Source organism: Marinobacterium lutimaris (genome assembly GCF_900108065.1).
Lineage (GTDB): Bacteria > Pseudomonadota > Gammaproteobacteria > Pseudomonadales > Balneatricaceae > Marinobacterium_D > Marinobacterium_D lutimaris.
Genome location: NZ_FNVQ01000002.1, coordinates 115,715 through 131,608, shown reverse-complemented (window position 1 = coordinate 131,608; position 15,894 = coordinate 115,715). Strand labels below are relative to the sequence as shown.

The following is a 15,894-nucleotide window of genomic DNA, read 5'->3' as shown; positions in this document are numbered from 1 at the left end:
TTCGTCTCTAGGCTATGCGCTAGGTACGTTTTCAGTGGCGGGTTCTCCTGCTTTTCCCGGTATTGTTCTGGGCGAACGCATGGTCGCGCTCCAGGCGCTGTTGCCGTTCTGCCATAACCTGGCTAAACCGCTTTATGCCGTTGATTCCATGCGGAATCTTCTCGATCATTGGGAGTTAAATCGGGTAGCGCTCGAAGCCGTGATGCCGGCGCTATACGCTGACCTTGAGCTCGCCACGCCGAGTTTACCCTGGGTCTCTCTGCAGCATCTTCGCGTACACGCTCCGATCGAAAACCCACGCCAGTTTTTCTGTGCAGGCGCTAATTACCGCAAGCATGTCATCGATCTGATCGTGGATCAGGGGCGGGACCCTGGGCTGCAGAATCTGTCCAAGGAGGAGACCCGTCGCGCCGCTGAGCAGGCGATGGACGAGCGGATCAAACACGGCGAGCCCTACGTCTTCACTCAGCCTGTGGGATCTATCTGCGGGCCTTATGATGACATCCTGCTGCAGCCCGACGTTGAGCAGCCGGACTGGGAGTTGGAGCTGGCGGTGGTGATCGGGAAGGAGACCTTTCAGGTTAGCGAAGCCGAGGCGCTCAACTATGTCGCTGGCTATACCATCATCAACGATATCTCCAACCGTGAGCTGATCCACCGTACCGATATGAAAGCGATCGGTACCGACTGGGTGATGGGCAAAGGGTTACCGACCTACAACCCCATGGGGCCGTTTATAGTGCCGGCATCGCAGATCGGTGATCCACAGCATCTGCATGTCAAACTGAGCCTGAATGGCGCGGTGATGCAGGATGAGGGCTGCTCGGACATGATCTTCCCGGTGGCGAAGCTGATCGCTTATCTGAGCTCCCGCATCCGCCTGCTACCGGGCGATATCCTGATTACCGGTTCTCCGTCCGGTAATGGCAGTCACTATGGTCGTTTCCTGCGGGATGGCGATTGCCTGGAAGGGGAGATCAGCGGAATTGGTGTGATGCGCAACCGCTGTAAAGCGCTCTGAAGGCATCTTGAAGGCATCGAGGACGGCAGTTGATAACTACCGTCCTCGGTCCGGATTTAAAGCCCAAGCAGTCGCTTGGCGTTGTTTGAGAGAATCTTCTCCCGCTCCTCCGGGCTGAGTTCCGTCAGCTCATTCACCAGTGCGTGAATATCGTAGGCGCCCATATCGAACGGGTAATCCGTGCCCACCACCACCTGATCCACGCCGACTGAATTGATCAGCGCCTGAACCGCTTCCGGTGTATAGACCAGCGTATCGAACCAGATGCGGCGCAGGTATTCGCTGGGTGCATACTTCATCGTCTGTGCTTCCGGGCGCACCCGATAACCATGATTGCTGCGTTCCGGGTAGAAGGGCAGGTAGCCGCCGCTGTGGGCCGCCAGTATCTTCAGATTCGGATAGCGGTCGAATACGCCGCCGAAGATCAGCTGTGACAGCGCAATGGTGGTTTCCAGCGGCTGGCCGATCACATTGGACAGATAATGGGTGTCCAGGCGATCGCCCAGGTCGGCCCCAAAGGGGTGGATAAAGATCACCGCGCCGAGCTTTTCCGCGCAGGCCCAGAGCGGCTCTAAAGCAGGCGAGCTAAGCGGGGTGCCTTCCACGTGGGTGGAGATCTCTGCGCCACGAAAGCCGTTCTTGACCGCTGTTTCCAGCTGGGCAACGGCCAGCTCCGGATGTTGTAACGAGAGCGCACAGAAGCCGCTGAACTTCTCAGGATACTGATCGATCAGCGACAGGATAGCGTTGTTCTGTACATCCACCAGCGCTTCGGCCAGTGTTTCATCCGCCCAGTAGCAGTAGTGGCTGGGGGATGGGCTGAGCACCTGCAGGTCGATCCCCAGGCGTTCCATATCTTCCAGCCGGGCGCCCGGGTCAACCAGCTTGCCGGCGATGTCGGGCAGCATCCGCTCATCGTTGTATTGGGATGAGGCTTCGCCGGTGGTCAGCCGCATGCGGGCGTTTTCCTGACGGCGCCGCTCTTCCTGAGCAGTCAGCCTTTCGACATCGGGTACAAATACGTGGCAGTGCAGATCGATAACCTGAACCGCCCGGGAGCGCTGGTTAACCGCTTGTTGCGCCTTGTTTGCCAGCGAACAGGAGGGAGGACAGCGGGAGTCGCAGATATGCAGTTGGATGGCGTCCATTGGGTTCCCTTTTTTTATGATTATCTTGGGCGGCGCAGCAGGACTTAAGCTGATCTAAAACCTGAGCTCAGGGCTGCTTCGACCCGGGAATAAATTCGAGACGCTATAAATCTATGCAATCGACGGACAATCCAATAAATCGTTTATAGGCATGTAAGCCATCGATTGTGTGGATATCTTGAAGAGGCGTTTACTACCCGTAAAACCGATAGGTTACATTTTTATAAACGATTGGTCAGATGCCTCGTTTAGAGAGAACCTCTCCCCATCGCTGAATCGGCAGACGCGGTAACCCCCGGGTGATCGGGAGCGTCTGGCGAACTGGCGGCGATTTCCCAATTAAAAAAAACAACAGGGGCTCAGTTCTCATGACCAATAAAAAGGCGGTTTTCCGGCCAGCTGCGCCGTTCCGGCTGACACTGGCAGCGGCTCTGGTACTGGGGGTACCGGTCGCCCAGGCATTTGAGATCGACACAGGTAACAGGGACCTGTATATGCGGTGGGATAACACCGTCAAATACAGCACAGCGTTTCGTTTGGAGAATCAAAGCGAGGAGCTGATCTACGGTACCGGCGGGTTGAACGGTAACGATGGCGACCTGAACTTTGACAAGGGGTTGATCTCCAACCGCGTGGATATCCTGTCAGAGCTGGATATCGGCTATAAAAACTTCGGTGCGCGCTTCAGCGGCGCCGCCTGGTATGACGATGTGTATCACAAGAAAACCGATCGCGAGCCGGGCTCGGCGATCCCTCCGTTTCTGGATACTCCCAACGCTACCTCTGTTCCCTATAACGAATTCACCAACGCGACCGCGGATCTGCACGGCGGCGATGTCGAGCTGCTTGATGCGTTCGTCTACTGGAACGGCCTGATCGGCGATCGCGCCCTGTCGGTGCGTGCCGGTCAGCATGGTCTGGTTTGGGGTGAGAGCCTGTTCTTTGGCGCGAACGCCGTTGCCGGTGTCATGGCGCCGGTGGACGTGGTTAAGGCGCTCTCTGTACCGAATACTCAGTTCAAGGAGTTGATCCGCCCGGTTAACCAGCTCTCCAGCACTTTTCAGCTGACCGATGACCTGACATTGGGTGCCTTCTACCAGCTGGAGTGGGAGGAAACCCGCCTGCCGGGATCGGGCAGCTACTTCTCCACCGCCGATATCATTGGTGATGGTGCCGAAAACATCGTCGCCGGTCCGCTGGGACGTGTCTCCCGGGCCAGCGACGCCGAAGCGGGCGACTCCGGCCAGGGCGGTATCCAGCTGCGCTATGCCGGTGAATCCACAGACTATGGCTTCTATGCCATGCAGACCCACGCTCGTACACCGACTCTCTACGAATACGGCGCCAACTACGCCGCGGGTGACCTGGGCCACTACGCCTGGCTCTATCAGGAGAATATCAAGACCGTAGGTGCCAGCTTCATTACCACGGTAGGCAACGTCAATATTGCCGGTGAGGGCTCGCTGCGCTGGGACATGCCGTTGGTGTCCAACGCGGTAGAGCTGCATGACGACAGCCGTCCATCCGATTATGTGGATGATCCGCTGCACGCGGTTGGCCGCACCGCCCATGTCAACCTGAACATGCTGGCGTCCCTGGGACCGTCTTTTATCGCCAAGGAAGCGAGCCTGGTCGGTGAGGTGGCCTGGCACCGCCTGCTGAGTATCACCGATAACCCCGAAATGCTGGATTCCAAGGCAGAACGCGACGCCTGGGGTCTAAAGGTTGTGTACACCCCGACCTATCGTCAGGCGTTCCCGGGCTGGGATATCAGCGTTCCGGTGGGTATCAGTTACTTCCCGCGAGGCAAGTCTTCGGTCATCAGCAACTTCGGTGTTGATGAGGGCGGTGATATCAGCCTGGGTATCGACGCCACCTACCTGAACGATATCCAGATGGGCCTGCAGTACACCCACTATTACGGTAGCGAAAAAGCCGCGCGTGACGAAGTGCAGGAGCTGACCTTCGACCAGTCCCGCGCTGACCGTGACTTCATTTCATTTTACGTCAAGACCACCTTCTAAGAGGACTTGAGCATGATAACTACAACTAAACTCAAAGCCTTGAGTGTCGCCATCATCGGCGTCTGTTCCCTGAGTGCCCAGCTGAGTATGGCCGGCGTCAGCGCCGAAGAAGCCGCCAAGCTGGGTGACAGCCTGACCCCGCTGGGTGCCGAGATGGCGGCCAGCGCCGATGGTCTGATCCCTGCCTGGACCGGCGGTTATACCCCCAAGGATGCAGCGGAAGCGGAGCAGGATATTCCCGATCTGTTTGGTGATGATAAGCCGCTTTACAGCATTACGGCCGCCAATCTGGCCGAGTATGCCGACAAGCTGACCGAAGGCACCAAGCGGATGTTCGAGCTATACCCGGACACTTACCGCATCGATGTGTACCCAACTGTCCGTACCGCCAAGGCTCCGGACTGGGTGTATGAGAACACGGCTACCAACGCCACCCGCGCCACGATAGAAGAGATCAACGGTGCACCGGTGGTGAAGGGCGCCTTCGCCGGTATTCCCTTCCCGATTCCCGAGAATGGGGCCGAGGTGATGTGGAACCACCTGATGTTCTGGCGCGGCTTCGCGGCGGACATGATCTTCCGCCACTACCTGATCACCGCCGATGGTCAATCGGTGATGACCACCGATGGCGAATCGGTGATGCAGATGCCTTTCTACGATCGGGATAGCTCGGTGGAAGAGTTCGACAAGGATGGTGACCGTTGGCTGTTCCGCCTGAAAAATATCGGTCCGCCGATCCGTGCCGGTGAACAGATCATGGGCCGCAACAACGTGGACCCGGAAAAGAGCCAGTCCCATGTCTACCTGACCGGCCAGCGCCGTGTGCGTAAGCTGCCGAACGCCTGCTGTGATACGCCGACGCCGGCTACCGCCGGGGTGATGTCCTTTGACGAGCTGACCGTGTTCTCCGGTCGTCTCGACCGTTTCGACTGGAAGCTGATCGGCAAGCAGGAGATGCTGATTCCGTACAACAACAACGCTATCCAGCACCTGGACAGCCCGGAAGCGGCGTTCGACAAACACCACCTGAACCCGGATCACGTACGCTGGGAGATGCACCGCGTCTGGGTGGTAGAGGCGAACCTGAAAGAGGGCGAGCGTCACCAGCTGCCACGTTCACGCTACTACATCGATGAAGACACCTGGTCCGCCACTCTGGCTGACCGCTGGGATGCGCAGGGCGAGCTGGCGAAAACCCTCTGGGCCCTGAATGCGGTGATCCCGAAGGCGCCAGGCACCATCCCGATGACCAGTGGCTTCTATGACCTGACCTCCAAGTCCTGGTTCGTACAGAACTTCTATGTCGGCGATGACCACACCTATCGCCTGGTGGATCGTCACGGCGCGGCCGAGTTCAACCCCGCCATTATGGCTGGCCGGGGCGTACGTTAAACCGGCATAGAAGGGCGGCTTTAGCGCCGGCTGCACAAGCGCTGTAGCCGCCCGATTGCAAGATATATCCCCCTTCCTTGAAGGCCCTCGAACGCTGCGTCCTGGGCCCTTTTTTCGGCGCCATCTTTCTGCTGGGGCAGTGTTCAGCCTGGCAGTGGTATTGAAGGAGAGAATCATGAACACTGAACGTCAGGCGGGTCTGCCGCAATCCCTGTTGCTGCTGCTGGGCAGCTGTCTGCCGGTGCTCGGCGCGGTGCTGATCGCACCGGTGCTGCCGCGGATGCAGAGCCACTTTGTCGGTACGCCGGGCCTGGAAGCGCTGGTCCCTATCGCTCTGACGATTCCCGCGCTGGTGATTGCACTGACCGCGCCCTTTGCCGGGCTAGTCGCCGACCGCTTCGGCCGTCGCCGTCTACTGCTGGTATCGATGGTCGTTTACAGCATCTTCGGCCTGATGCCGTTCTGGCTCGACTCGCTCGTTGGCATCGTTATCAGCCGGGCAGGTCTTGGCTTTGCCGAGGCGGGTATCATGACCTGCTGCACAACGCTGATCGGTGATTACTACGGCGGCAAACGTCGCGAAAAACTCTTTGCCCTGCAGGCGGTGGTCACCTCGTTGTCTGCAGCGGTGTTTATCTCCGTAGGCGGCGTGCTGGGCGAACAGGGCTGGCGTACCCCGTTTGTACTTTACGCGGCGGGCTTTATCTTCCTGCCGTTGATGGCCTGGCTGCTGTGGGAGCCAGTCAAACATCACGCCCAGGCCGCAGCAGGGCAGGACGAAACCTTTCCCTGGGGCGGATTGGCGCCGCTCTACCTGCTCTCGTTCCTGGCCGGTATCAGCCTGTTTATCGTACCGGTGCAGGCGGGTTTCCTGCTGACCCAGCTGCAGATCGATGCGCCCCAGGATATCGGCATGACCATGGGGGCCAACCAGCTGGGCGTATTGCTTGGTGCGCTCGGGTTCAGGCTGATATCCAGCCGCTCCAGCGGATCGCTGCTGATGCTCGGATTCAGTCTGGCCGGTGCCGGCGGCATCCTGATGGCGTTCGCTCAGACTCATATGCTGGTAACCTTGGCGGTCCTGATTAATGGGCTGGGTGTCGGTCTTATGCTGCCGACACTGATTACCCGGATCATGTCACAGGTTGAACTCAGGCAGCGTGGGCGCGCCGCCGGAGGTTTCACCGCAACCCTTTTCGGTGGTGAGTTTGCCAGCCCCCTCGTTGTTCTGGCGATGACGGGTGGGATCGGTGTGGCTTTGACCAGCGCGCTGTTGGCCGTAGGCCTGGCGCAACTGCTGGTTGCCCTGCTGTGCGTTACGCTGATTCGATTCCGGGCCCCGGTTCCGGCAACGACCTAATAAGAACAAGATGGAGTAGAGATTAAATGACAGTTAAACCTTTGGTGGGTGCCATGTTCGCGCTGGCGATGGCCAGTTCTCTCAGCGTTCAGGCTGCGACGGAAAAGCCGAATATTCTGCTGATCCTGGCTGATGACCTAGGCTATTCGGACCTCGGCAGCTTTGGCGGCGAGATCGAAACCCCAAGCATCGACAGCCTCGCCGATGAAGGCCTGAAACTGACCAATATGTATGCGGCGGCCAGTTGCTCACCGACACGCTCCATGCTGATGTCCGGTACCGATAACCACCTGGCTGGCCTTGGCACCATGGCGGAGGCGCTGCCCCACGAGCCTTTCCATCAGGGCAAACCCGGTTATGAGGGCTACCTGAACGAGAAGGCGCACTCCCTGGCTGAACTGCTGCAGGACGCGGGCTACAGCACCAACATGGTCGGCAAATGGCATTTGGGGATGGGAGCGGATCAGGGGCCGGATGCCCGTGGTTTTGAGCGCTCGTTCGCCCTGTTTGAAGGTGGCGCGGTCCACTTCAAACCCAACACCACCAACCCGGCGCGACTGGATCAGGTTACCTACCGAGAAAACGGCCAGTCGGTCGAGCTGCCGGATGATTTCTACTCCACCGACTTCTACACCGACAAACTGATCGATTATCTCAAGGCCAACGAGGGCAGCGGCAAGCCGTTCTTCGCTTACGCCGCTTACACGTCGCCGCACTGGCCGCTGCAGGCGCCGGATGCCTATCTGGACAAGTACAAGGGCGTTTATGACGGCGGTTATGCCGAGGTGCGCGATGCGCGAATAGAGCGGATGAAAGAACTGGGTCTCTATCCTGAGGATATGCAGCCGGCCAACCGCATTCCGGGTAACCCCAAGCTGCCGCAGTGGGAGCAGCTGGATGAGGAGCAGCGCCAATACCAGGCCCGCCTGATGGAGATCTACGCGGCCATGGTGGATAACCTGGACGACAACGTGGGGCGGCTGATCGATTATCTGAAGGAGAGCGGTCAGTACGACAACACGATGATCGTGTTTCTGTCGGATAACGGCGCCTCGGGCGACAACCATACGCGCTTCTATCCCCACGGCCCGGACACCGATAACAGCTATGCAAACCTGGGGCGGGAAAACTCCCAGGTGGATTACGGTATCCGCTGGGCGGAAGTCAGCTCCGGCCCGCTGAACAAGTTCAAGATCACCAGCTTTGAAGGTGGCATCAGCGTTCCGGCCATCGTGCGTTTGCCTGAAGGGATCTCCCGCACTGGCCTGGTGAATACTCGTATGCGTGTGGATGACCTGTCACCCACCTTCCTGGAACTCAGTGGCACACCGCTGCCTGGCGACAGCTACAAGGGGCAGACCAAGCACCCGATTACTGGCCAATCCATGCTGTCTGCGCTGTTGGGCGAAGCCGACGCTGCTGGTGCAAAAAGCGAAATGGCCGGTGAACTGTTCGGCAACCTCTACTACCACGAAGGCGACCTGAAACTGGTCGGCTACACTGATCGCCAGAGCAAGCAGATGCGCTGGGAGCTTTACGATCTCAGTGTTGATCGTGGTGAAACCCATGATCTCGCCGCAAGTCAGCCGGAAACTCTGGAGCGCCTGAAGCAGGCCTGGGCTGAATATGCAGAGCGCGTGGGGGTAGTGCGACGTCCTGAGTAACACCGGTTTCGTCGTTTGGGATTCATCGATTTGGCCGCGCGAATGCGCGGCTTTTTGCATCAGAGGCGGACGGTCAGGGTTGTGGACCACCTGTATATCTTCAGTGGAGGCGATGTTGTCGTCTTCCGAAGAGATGGTCTCTTGTTCTGAGTAAACACACAAAGTTTGAGCGGTGCCAGGCTGTTTGGATGCAAAGAGCTGGGGTAGTCGCCGGGGTGCTTTTGATAAAAGTGGGGAGTATTGACAGTTCAAAAGACGCACATTAACTTGGGATAAAATGGTGCGCTGCACAATAAGCCGCTCAACCAACATCCGAGATGAGAGAGTCGCGATGCAGGACGGTATGATGAAAAATATGAAAGAAAAGATGATGCCCGCCGCAGAACTGGCCGAAGTCAATAAGAAGGCAGCTGAGACGCTGATATCCCTGCAATCTGACTACTTCGCTTATTTCTTCAATGCCAGCCTTGCTCAGCTTAAATCCATGTTGGAAGTTAAAGAGCCGAAGCAGGCGATGGATCTGCAGATCAAGTTTTTTAAGGAGCTGGAAGGCAAGATTACCAGCGTTTCGGAAAAGGAGATGGCCGCACTGACCGAAGCTAGAGAGCAGGCGACCGCCATCGTAGAAAAGAGCTTTTCCGGTATGGGCGAGTGGTTACCCGCCTACTTCGACCTGGCTAAGTACACGCCCGGCCAGACAGAGACTGTGAAGCCGGAAGCACCGAAAACCCAGGCTGCCCCCAAGGCGCCGATAGCTGCAAAAGCCAAGGCCGCTCCGAAAGCAGCTCCAAAGGCCGCTCCAAAGGCCAAAGCAGCTCCAAAGGCTAAAACAGCGCCACAAGCCAAGGTTGCTGCGAAGGTTGCTCCAAAGGCCGTTCCTAAAGCAGCTTCCAAGGCCGCAACGGCTCCACAGGCTAAGGTAGCTGCAAAGGTAGCTCCGAAGGCCAAAACAACTCCAACAGCGAAGACAGCTCCTAAAGCAGCCCCCAAAGCGAAGGCAGCCCCAAAAGCTCCCGTTCGAAAGGCCAAGGCTCCCGAAGTTAAGGCAGCTCCAGAAGTGAAGATGGCCTCTGAGGAAGTTAAGACTGTTGTGGAAGTTAAAGCAGCCCCAGAGGTGCAGGCCGCTCCAGAAGCCAAACCCGCTGCGGAAGTAAAAGTTGCTCCAGAACTTAAAGCAGCTCCAGAAGTAAAACCCGCTCCAAAAGCTCCGGTTGCCGAGGAAGTTAAGGCGGTCCCTGACGCGCCCGTAGCCCCGGCAGAGCCTACCGAGAACAGCTAAACCACTCGACGCTTGGGAGCCCCCGGGCTGAAAATCAAACCGAGTGTGAATAGCTCACGCCCGTCATGCTAATTAGCTGACGGGCGTTTTCTTTTTTAAGGCTAATCTGCCCGGTCTAAACAAGCTTTCAGGCTGCTGTCCTAAGCGGATGTCCAGGCATGCTTTTCGGCATCACCTGGGCTACTTGATGCCGCAGGTAGTTTCCTGAAGGGCTGTTTCACTGTCGACTCAGGATCTACTGCGCAGCCTCTGTCGTTGCCTTCTGCCGCGATACCTCATTCTCGTTCTCCGAATGCAACCGGGAATCGGGTTACTGTTGTCTGCGGTGCTATTTATGCGTGATGTATCGAGAGAGGTGCTCTTATGGCAAAAGACCGTTAGGCTCGCCAACTGACCATGAATAGTGGGGTATTACTATTCATGATGTCAGAGTTATCTATTTATTATTTGAATTTATGGGCATGGTTTCCGACTATCAACCTCAGGACGGAGGAGACGCAATGAATAATTATTTAAAAAATGTGTCGAAGGTAGAAGCTCCATCAGCTGCAGACACACTGCTGTCACAGCTCGAAAAGGCTGGAGTCGATTATATATTTGCCAATGGTGGGACTGACTTTCCACCAATCGTTGAGGCTTACTGTAAAGCCGAGGCTGAGGGGCGGAAGTTGCCGCAGCCCATCGTTGTTCCTCATGAAAATACAGCCGTAGCGATGGCTCATGGGGTTTACCTGGCCACGGGTAAAATGCAGGCGGTCATGGTGCACGTTAACGTCGGGACCGCCAATACTATCAACGCCGTACTTGATGCCAGCCGTGAGCAGATTCCGATGCTCCTGATGGCAGGGCGTTCACCCTATTCGGAAAAAGGTCATCTGGGCACGCGGACGCGCTACATACATTGGGCGCAGGAAATGTTTGATCAGGCAGGCATGATCCGCGAGGCCGTTAAGTGGGACTACGAGCTACACCTGCCAGATCAGGTGGGCGATGTCGTTAATCGCGCCATAGAAGTAGCCAACTCATCTCCCAAAGGCCCGGTTTACCTGACGTTACCCCGGGATATTCTGGCCGCGCCGGACTCCTCAGCGGAGGGACGTTCTAAAATGCGTCCCGCAGTGGCGCAGTCGATGCCGGCGGCTCAGGATATCGAACGTATCGCCAGCTGGTTGCGTGAAGCCGAGCGGCCGCTGATTGTCACCGGAAGTACAGGCAGAGACTCAGAGACCTTTCAGGCGCTTGCCGAGTTCGCCAACCGATATGCAGTGCCGGTGACCAGTTATCACCAGCGGTTCAATTCGATCTCTACTGATCACCCCTTCAATGCGGGAGGGGATCCGATGCCTTGGGTTCGAGAGGCTGATTTTATACTGGTGCTCGATTGTGACGTTCCCTGGATTCCGCAGATTGCAGAGCCTGCGGACGACGCGAAGGTTGTGCATGTGGGAGAGGATCCCATTTTTGCACGCTATCCAATGCGCAGTTTTCAGTCGGATATGTCGATGGCGTCTCGCTCGGTCGATGTACTCGAATCCTTGCTGGCGGAGTTAGGTGAAGAACTTCCGGTTGCAGAGTCGCGTCGCGGATTGCTGGTTGAGCGTATTGCTTCGGCTCAGGCTCGCATCCGCACAGAGAGCGAACCTAAGGAGCACCTCACCCCCGAATATATAAGCCGCGTCATAGGCGAGGTGGCAGACCCGGATGCGGTTATAGTCAACGAGTATCCTCTTCGGGTGGAACATTGCTCTCGCACAGAGCCCGGTACCTATTTCGGTCTCTCGCCGGCCGGCGGTCTGGGATGGGGTTTGGGCGCGGCACTGGGTATCAAGCTGGCCAGCCCGGAAAAGGATGTTATCTGCACCATGGGGGATGGCGCCTACATCTTTACTAACCCGACCGCCAGCCACTGGGTCGCGCAGGCTCAGGGCTTGCCGGTACTCACTATTATCTATAACAACGCCCTGCACGGTGCGGTGCGAAACTCGACCCTCGCAATGTATCCCGGCGGTCACTCCTCAAAGAGTGCCGGGCGCATGTTGGCTGACTTGAGCCCGACTCCGGCGTTTGAAACCCTGGCGGGAGCCGAAGGGCTCGGGCTTCGGGTCGAAACCGTAGAGGAGCTGAAGCCGGCCATCGAGCGAGCTTTGGCGGCGACGAGAGAAGGACGCCAGGCGCTGATCAATGTGATCTGCGACTATTAAGGAGGGCAGCATGGCGAAGTCTGCATGGGGCCCCGGGTCGCGCAGCGGACAAGCGGCGCGAATGACGTATGCCGCTCCGACCTATGAGTTTTTGGAAGCTCGGGCACGCAAAAGGGTGCCGAAGTTTGCGTTCGACTTTGTTCAAGGTGGAACCGGCGCTGACTACGGTCTTGATGTGAATCGACGCGGGCTCGACGCCGTCGAGATCGTTCCACGTTATGGCGACCTGCGCCGAGCCGATACATCCGCTGAAATATTTGGGCGCCGCTATGCTGCGCCCATCGGCATAGCGCCTACCGGGATGGACGCGCTGATCTGGCCTGGGGCCAGTATGGCGCTGGCGAGGGCGGCCCGGTCTGGCAACCTGCCCTATATTACGGGGACTCTGGCTAACTCGACATTGGAGGAGGTCGCGTCTGTAGCTGCAGGAAACACCTGGCTGCAGCTTTATGGATTTCCCCGCGACGGGCACAAGGTGACATTCGATCTGATAGCGCGCGCCAAGGCCGCGGGCGTTACCGCGATCGTCGCGACGCTCGATGCCCCGGTTCGTGCGAAGCGGCCCCGTGATCTTCACAACCGTCTTGTCGTACCGTTTCGGCCAACACCGCGTACCGTGTATGAGGTGGCGACTTCACCTGCCTGGGTTGGGGCCCTGCTGCGCCATGGATCGCCCAAGTTCGCCAATATAGAGCGCTATGTTGAGGGGCGTCCTAGCCTCGACCAGGTCGCTGGTTTTGTGCAGAAAGAGCTGGTCGGGAGTTTCTCCTGGGAAGAGATAGCACGGATGCGCCGGGCGTGGGATGGGGCGCTGATCGTAAAGGGCGTGCTTCATCCGGATGATGCTGAAGCGGCAGTCCAGGCCGGTGTAGACGGTATTCTGGTGTCGAACCATGGTGGGCGGCAGTCCGAGGCTGCGCCAAGTCCTGCGGATATGTTGCCGCTTATACGTGACCGTATCGATGGGCGTGCGCACCTGCTTTTTGACAGTGGCGTACGCTCAGGGCTCGATGCGGTGCGCGCGCTGGCGCTGGGGGCAGAGGCTGTCTTTTGCGGCAGAGCTTTTCTGTACGCGCTTGCGGCGCTGGGCGATAGCGGCGGGGAGCATTTTGCGGAGTTGATCCGTGAGGAGTTCGCGGTGGCTATGGCGCAGTCCGGTGCCTGGAATGTGACGGATATTCCCAATGTGACCTACCGGCATCGATCTCCCTTTGGCGTCAGCGGAGTCTAAGCTGCGTGGCGCGTGAGAACCGCAGCGGTGTTTCTCACCGCTGTTCTCTGATCAAGTCTTTCTAGCGGTGACCTTTTAGGTCGTTTATCCCATGTCGAGGGAAGCCGATATCTCGTGCGAGACATCGATCATTCTCTCGCGGATTTCTTCAATGAGTAACTCGGCGGCGTGGGATAGCGGCCGGTTTTTCGATGACATATAGATCAGACGTCGTGGAATCGATGAAGCGATCGGGTAGGCTTTCAGCCGGCCTGCGCGTAGTTCCCGGTGGACCGTCAGCGGCGGCAGAATGGTAAAGAAGTCGGAGTGCCCGACGAAGTCCTCAATGGGCTTTAGGTCATCAAACTCCATGCGCGGGCTGAGGGCAAAATCGAGCTTGGAGGCCGCGCTATCCATGATGTAGCGCAAGCCATGGCGCGGTGACGGGATAACCAGCTTCAACTGGTTAACCGAGGCATAGTCCACCGGGACGGGCAGTGGCAAAGGCGTATCCGCGGCACCAACCAAAACCAGGTCTTCGCAGATGATATCGATCATATCCGGGTTGCGTGCCTGAGGCGGTGCGTTAATGACGATCAGGTCCAGCTGAGATGTCCGCAGCATCTCGGTTAAGTCGGTGGTGTAGCCTCCGGTGGCTCTTACCTGGACGTCCGGATATTTCTGATGATAGCTGACGAGTGTGTCTGCCAGGACGTTGTGAGAAACGGTATGCACGACGCCGATTGAGACATTGCCCTGCACCTTACTGCTATTTTCTTCAATCTGCTGTTTGGCCGATTTTATGTCGCTCAGTACCCCGGCAAAAAGTGGATAGGCCTGGATACCTGCCTCCGTCGGGATCATTCCTTTGGGTGTGCGTAAGAAAAGCGGACGACCCAACTCTTCTTCCAGCTTTGACAGCTGCTGGCTCAGCGCGGGCTGAACCACATTGAGTCGCTGTGCTGCGCGCGTCAGTGAGCCTTCGTCGTAGATCACCGTGAAATATTGAAGTTGACGGAGTTCCATTGCTAGAGCATCTCTTATTCTTAGGTATCATTTTTTACAATACATAACATAAATAGATATTAATAGAAATTATCAAAGTGCTCTTCTAGCCTGAGTCTGAAGCTAGGAGGAATCGAATGATGGCAGCTTACAAGTGGCATGATACGAGTGCCGGGATCAACAAAGCCGAGCGTAGAGATATGGATCTTCGCAGTTGGCTGACCCGTTTGAATGAGACTGGCCGTTTGGCTGTGGCGAAACCTGGTGCGGCGCTGCGCTATGGTGTCGCCGGATTGGCCAATCGACTGGATGGAGATAAAGCGTTGGTAGCTCCCGCTCCGGAAGGCTGTGCCGAGGGCACGGTGATATCCGGACTTTTGTCGCGACGGGAGTGGATGGCAGAAGCTCTGGGCATTGAGCCTGACCAGCTGCTCAGTGAGTTCCAGCGCGCAGCGGCGCGGCCTGTGGCATGCCAGACGCTGGAAGCTGGTCCCTGTCAGGAGGTGGTTCACGAAGGCGAGGCGGTTGATCTGACGCGCATGCTACCAATCCCCACCCATAACGAACATGACAGCGGCGCTTATATTTCTGCGGGGCTGATGATCTGTCGCGACCCGCGCACGGGCCTGCAAAACGTCTCGATCCACCGGCTGCAGGTGTCAGGTCCCCGTGAGCTGGGAGCGCTGCTGCTGCCACGCCATACCCTGGCCTATTTCACCGCCGCTGAAGAAGCAGGGCAGGATCTTGAGGTTGCGATCGTTATTGGGGCGTCCCCTGCATGTCTGTTGGCTTCTCAGGCGATCGTACCGATCGATGTGGATGAATTGGAAATCGCCAGCGCGCTCGGAGGTGCACCTCTGGACGTGGTTCGGTGCAAAACCAAGGAGCTTTTCGTCCCCGCGCAATGCGAAATCGTGATTGAGGGCCGTCTTCTCGCCAATACAATGCGTCCGGAAGGCCCCTTCGGTGAGTTCCCGCAATATTACGGCGCCCGGGCAGATCGCCACGTGGTGGAGGTAGACTGCGTCACAACCCGTCAGCGCCCGCTGTTCCATACGATCGTGGGCGGAGGCCTGGAACATCTGATCCTCGGCGGTATTCCGCGTGAGGCGACAATCCTGAATACGATCCAGTCGATGTTCCCCAGTGTCAGCAATGTGCATCTGGCGCCGGGTGGAACCTGCCGCTACCACCTCTATGTCCAGATGAAGCCAAGGCAGCGGGGGGAGGTTAAGAATGTCATCATGGCGGCCTTCGCTGCGCACTATGACATCAAGCAAGTCGTTGTTGTCGATGAAGATGTCGATATTTACGATGCCGAGATGGTCGAGTGGGCGGTTGCTACAAGATTCCAGGCCGATACCGATCTGCTTGTGGTGGCGGGATCGCAGGGCTCAAAACTCGATCCGTCGAACGATGAGGGTCTGGGCGCCAAAATGGGGCTCGATGCAACGGTTCCCGTCGATGCTCCGGCTTTCCGATTCAAGCGGATCAGCGTGCCGGGCGAACAGGAGATAGACCTTTCTATGGCGCTCGATCAGTCGGGCAATCCGGGAGCATGGATGTATCAGTAACAGGGGATGAGAAAGG

General features: G+C 57.7%; 11 protein-coding genes. 9 read left to right on the top strand and 2 right to left on the bottom strand.

Annotation, left to right across the window (positions count from 1 at the left end; genetic code table 11):
* Positions 1 to 34: 34 nt before the first annotated feature.
* Complete coding sequence (locus tag C4S72_RS11085) at positions 35 to 1,021, top strand: fumarylacetoacetate hydrolase family protein (protein WP_200826753.1); 987 nt, start codon at positions 35 to 37, stop codon at positions 1,019 to 1,021.
* Positions 1,022 to 1,077: 56 nt separating this feature from the next.
* Here the strand turns inward: C4S72_RS11085 and C4S72_RS11080 are convergent, their stop codons facing one another.
* The gene (locus C4S72_RS11080) at positions 1,078 to 2,169 is read right to left on the bottom strand and encodes an amidohydrolase family protein (RefSeq protein ID WP_200826752.1); all 1,092 of its coding nucleotides are present in this window, start codon (positions 2,167 to 2,169) and stop codon (positions 1,078 to 1,080) included.
* 368 nt (positions 2,170 to 2,537) lie between these two features.
* On the opposite strand from C4S72_RS11080, the gene C4S72_RS11075 reads away from it, so the two are divergent.
* The 7 genes from C4S72_RS11075 to C4S72_RS11045 all read left to right on the top strand — a co-directional run bounded on the left by C4S72_RS11075 (position 2,538) and on the right by C4S72_RS11045 (position 13,320).
* Positions 2,538 to 4,193 (top strand): DUF1302 domain-containing protein, encoded by a 1,656-nt coding sequence (locus C4S72_RS11075; protein ID WP_104003187.1) that lies wholly within the window; start codon positions 2,538 to 2,540, stop codon positions 4,191 to 4,193.
* A 12-nt stretch (positions 4,194 to 4,205) separates the two neighbouring features.
* Positions 4,206 to 5,585, top strand: coding sequence for a DUF1329 domain-containing protein (locus C4S72_RS11070; RefSeq protein ID WP_104003186.1), 1,380 nt, complete (start codon positions 4,206 to 4,208; stop codon positions 5,583 to 5,585).
* Positions 5,586 to 5,760: 175 nt separating this feature from the next.
* Positions 5,761 to 6,945 (top strand): MFS transporter, encoded by a 1,185-nt coding sequence (locus C4S72_RS11065; RefSeq protein WP_104003185.1) that lies wholly within the window; start codon positions 5,761 to 5,763, stop codon positions 6,943 to 6,945.
* Positions 6,946 to 6,971: 26 nt separating this feature from the next.
* On the top strand, positions 6,972 to 8,609 hold the full coding sequence (locus C4S72_RS11060; protein WP_104003184.1) for an arylsulfatase: 1,638 nt from the start codon (positions 6,972 to 6,974) through the stop codon (positions 8,607 to 8,609).
* A 331-nt stretch (positions 8,610 to 8,940) separates the two neighbouring features.
* Positions 8,941 to 9,888 (top strand): phasin family protein, encoded by a 948-nt coding sequence (locus C4S72_RS11055; RefSeq protein WP_104003183.1) that lies wholly within the window; start codon positions 8,941 to 8,943, stop codon positions 9,886 to 9,888.
* A 455-nt stretch (positions 9,889 to 10,343) separates the two neighbouring features.
* Positions 10,344 to 12,089 carry a thiamine pyrophosphate-requiring protein gene (locus C4S72_RS11050; RefSeq protein WP_104003182.1) on the top strand — a complete coding sequence of 582 codons (1,746 nt, stop codon included), beginning with the start codon at positions 10,344 to 10,346 and terminating at the stop codon, positions 12,087 to 12,089.
* Between the two features lie 10 nt (positions 12,090 to 12,099).
* Positions 12,100 to 13,320 (top strand): alpha-hydroxy acid oxidase, encoded by a 1,221-nt coding sequence (locus C4S72_RS11045; RefSeq protein WP_104003181.1) that lies wholly within the window; start codon positions 12,100 to 12,102, stop codon positions 13,318 to 13,320.
* A gap of 84 nt (positions 13,321 to 13,404) precedes the next feature.
* Here the strand turns inward: C4S72_RS11045 and C4S72_RS11040 are convergent, their stop codons facing one another.
* Entirely contained in the window at positions 13,405 to 14,325 is a 921-nt protein-coding gene (locus C4S72_RS11040) for a LysR family transcriptional regulator (RefSeq protein WP_104003180.1), read from the bottom strand.
* Positions 14,326 to 14,441: 116 nt separating this feature from the next.
* Here C4S72_RS11040 and C4S72_RS11035 point away from each other — a divergent pair, with 116 nt between their 5' ends.
* Positions 14,442 to 15,878 carry a UbiD family decarboxylase gene (locus C4S72_RS11035; RefSeq protein WP_200826751.1) on the top strand — a complete coding sequence of 479 codons (1,437 nt, stop codon included), beginning with the start codon at positions 14,442 to 14,444 and terminating at the stop codon, positions 15,876 to 15,878.
* The last annotated feature ends 16 nt before the right edge of the window (positions 15,879 to 15,894 follow it).

Bases quoted from the DNA above. Each gene is read 5' to 3' on its own strand.
- C4S72_RS11080 (WP_200826752.1), bottom strand. From the start codon at position 2,169: ATGGACGCCATCCAACTGCATATCTGCGACTCCCGCTGTCCTCCCTCC.
- C4S72_RS11075 (WP_104003187.1), top strand. From the start codon at position 2,538: ATGACCAATAAAAAGGCGGTTTTCCGGCCAGCTGCGCCGTTCCGGCTG.
- C4S72_RS11070 (WP_104003186.1), top strand. From the start codon at position 4,206: ATGATAACTACAACTAAACTCAAAGCCTTGAGTGTCGCCATCATCGGC.
- C4S72_RS11065 (WP_104003185.1), top strand. From the start codon at position 5,761: ATGAACACTGAACGTCAGGCGGGTCTGCCGCAATCCCTGTTGCTGCTG.
- C4S72_RS11060 (WP_104003184.1), top strand. From the start codon at position 6,972: ATGACAGTTAAACCTTTGGTGGGTGCCATGTTCGCGCTGGCGATGGCC.
- C4S72_RS11055 (WP_104003183.1), top strand. From the start codon at position 8,941: ATGCAGGACGGTATGATGAAAAATATGAAAGAAAAGATGATGCCCGCC.
- C4S72_RS11050 (WP_104003182.1), top strand. From the start codon at position 10,344: ATGGGCATGGTTTCCGACTATCAACCTCAGGACGGAGGAGACGCAATG.
- C4S72_RS11045 (WP_104003181.1), top strand. From the start codon at position 12,100: ATGGCGAAGTCTGCATGGGGCCCCGGGTCGCGCAGCGGACAAGCGGCG.
- C4S72_RS11040 (WP_104003180.1), bottom strand. From the start codon at position 14,325: ATGGAACTCCGTCAACTTCAATATTTCACGGTGATCTACGACGAAGGC.
- C4S72_RS11035 (WP_200826751.1), top strand. From the start codon at position 14,442: ATGATGGCAGCTTACAAGTGGCATGATACGAGTGCCGGGATCAACAAA.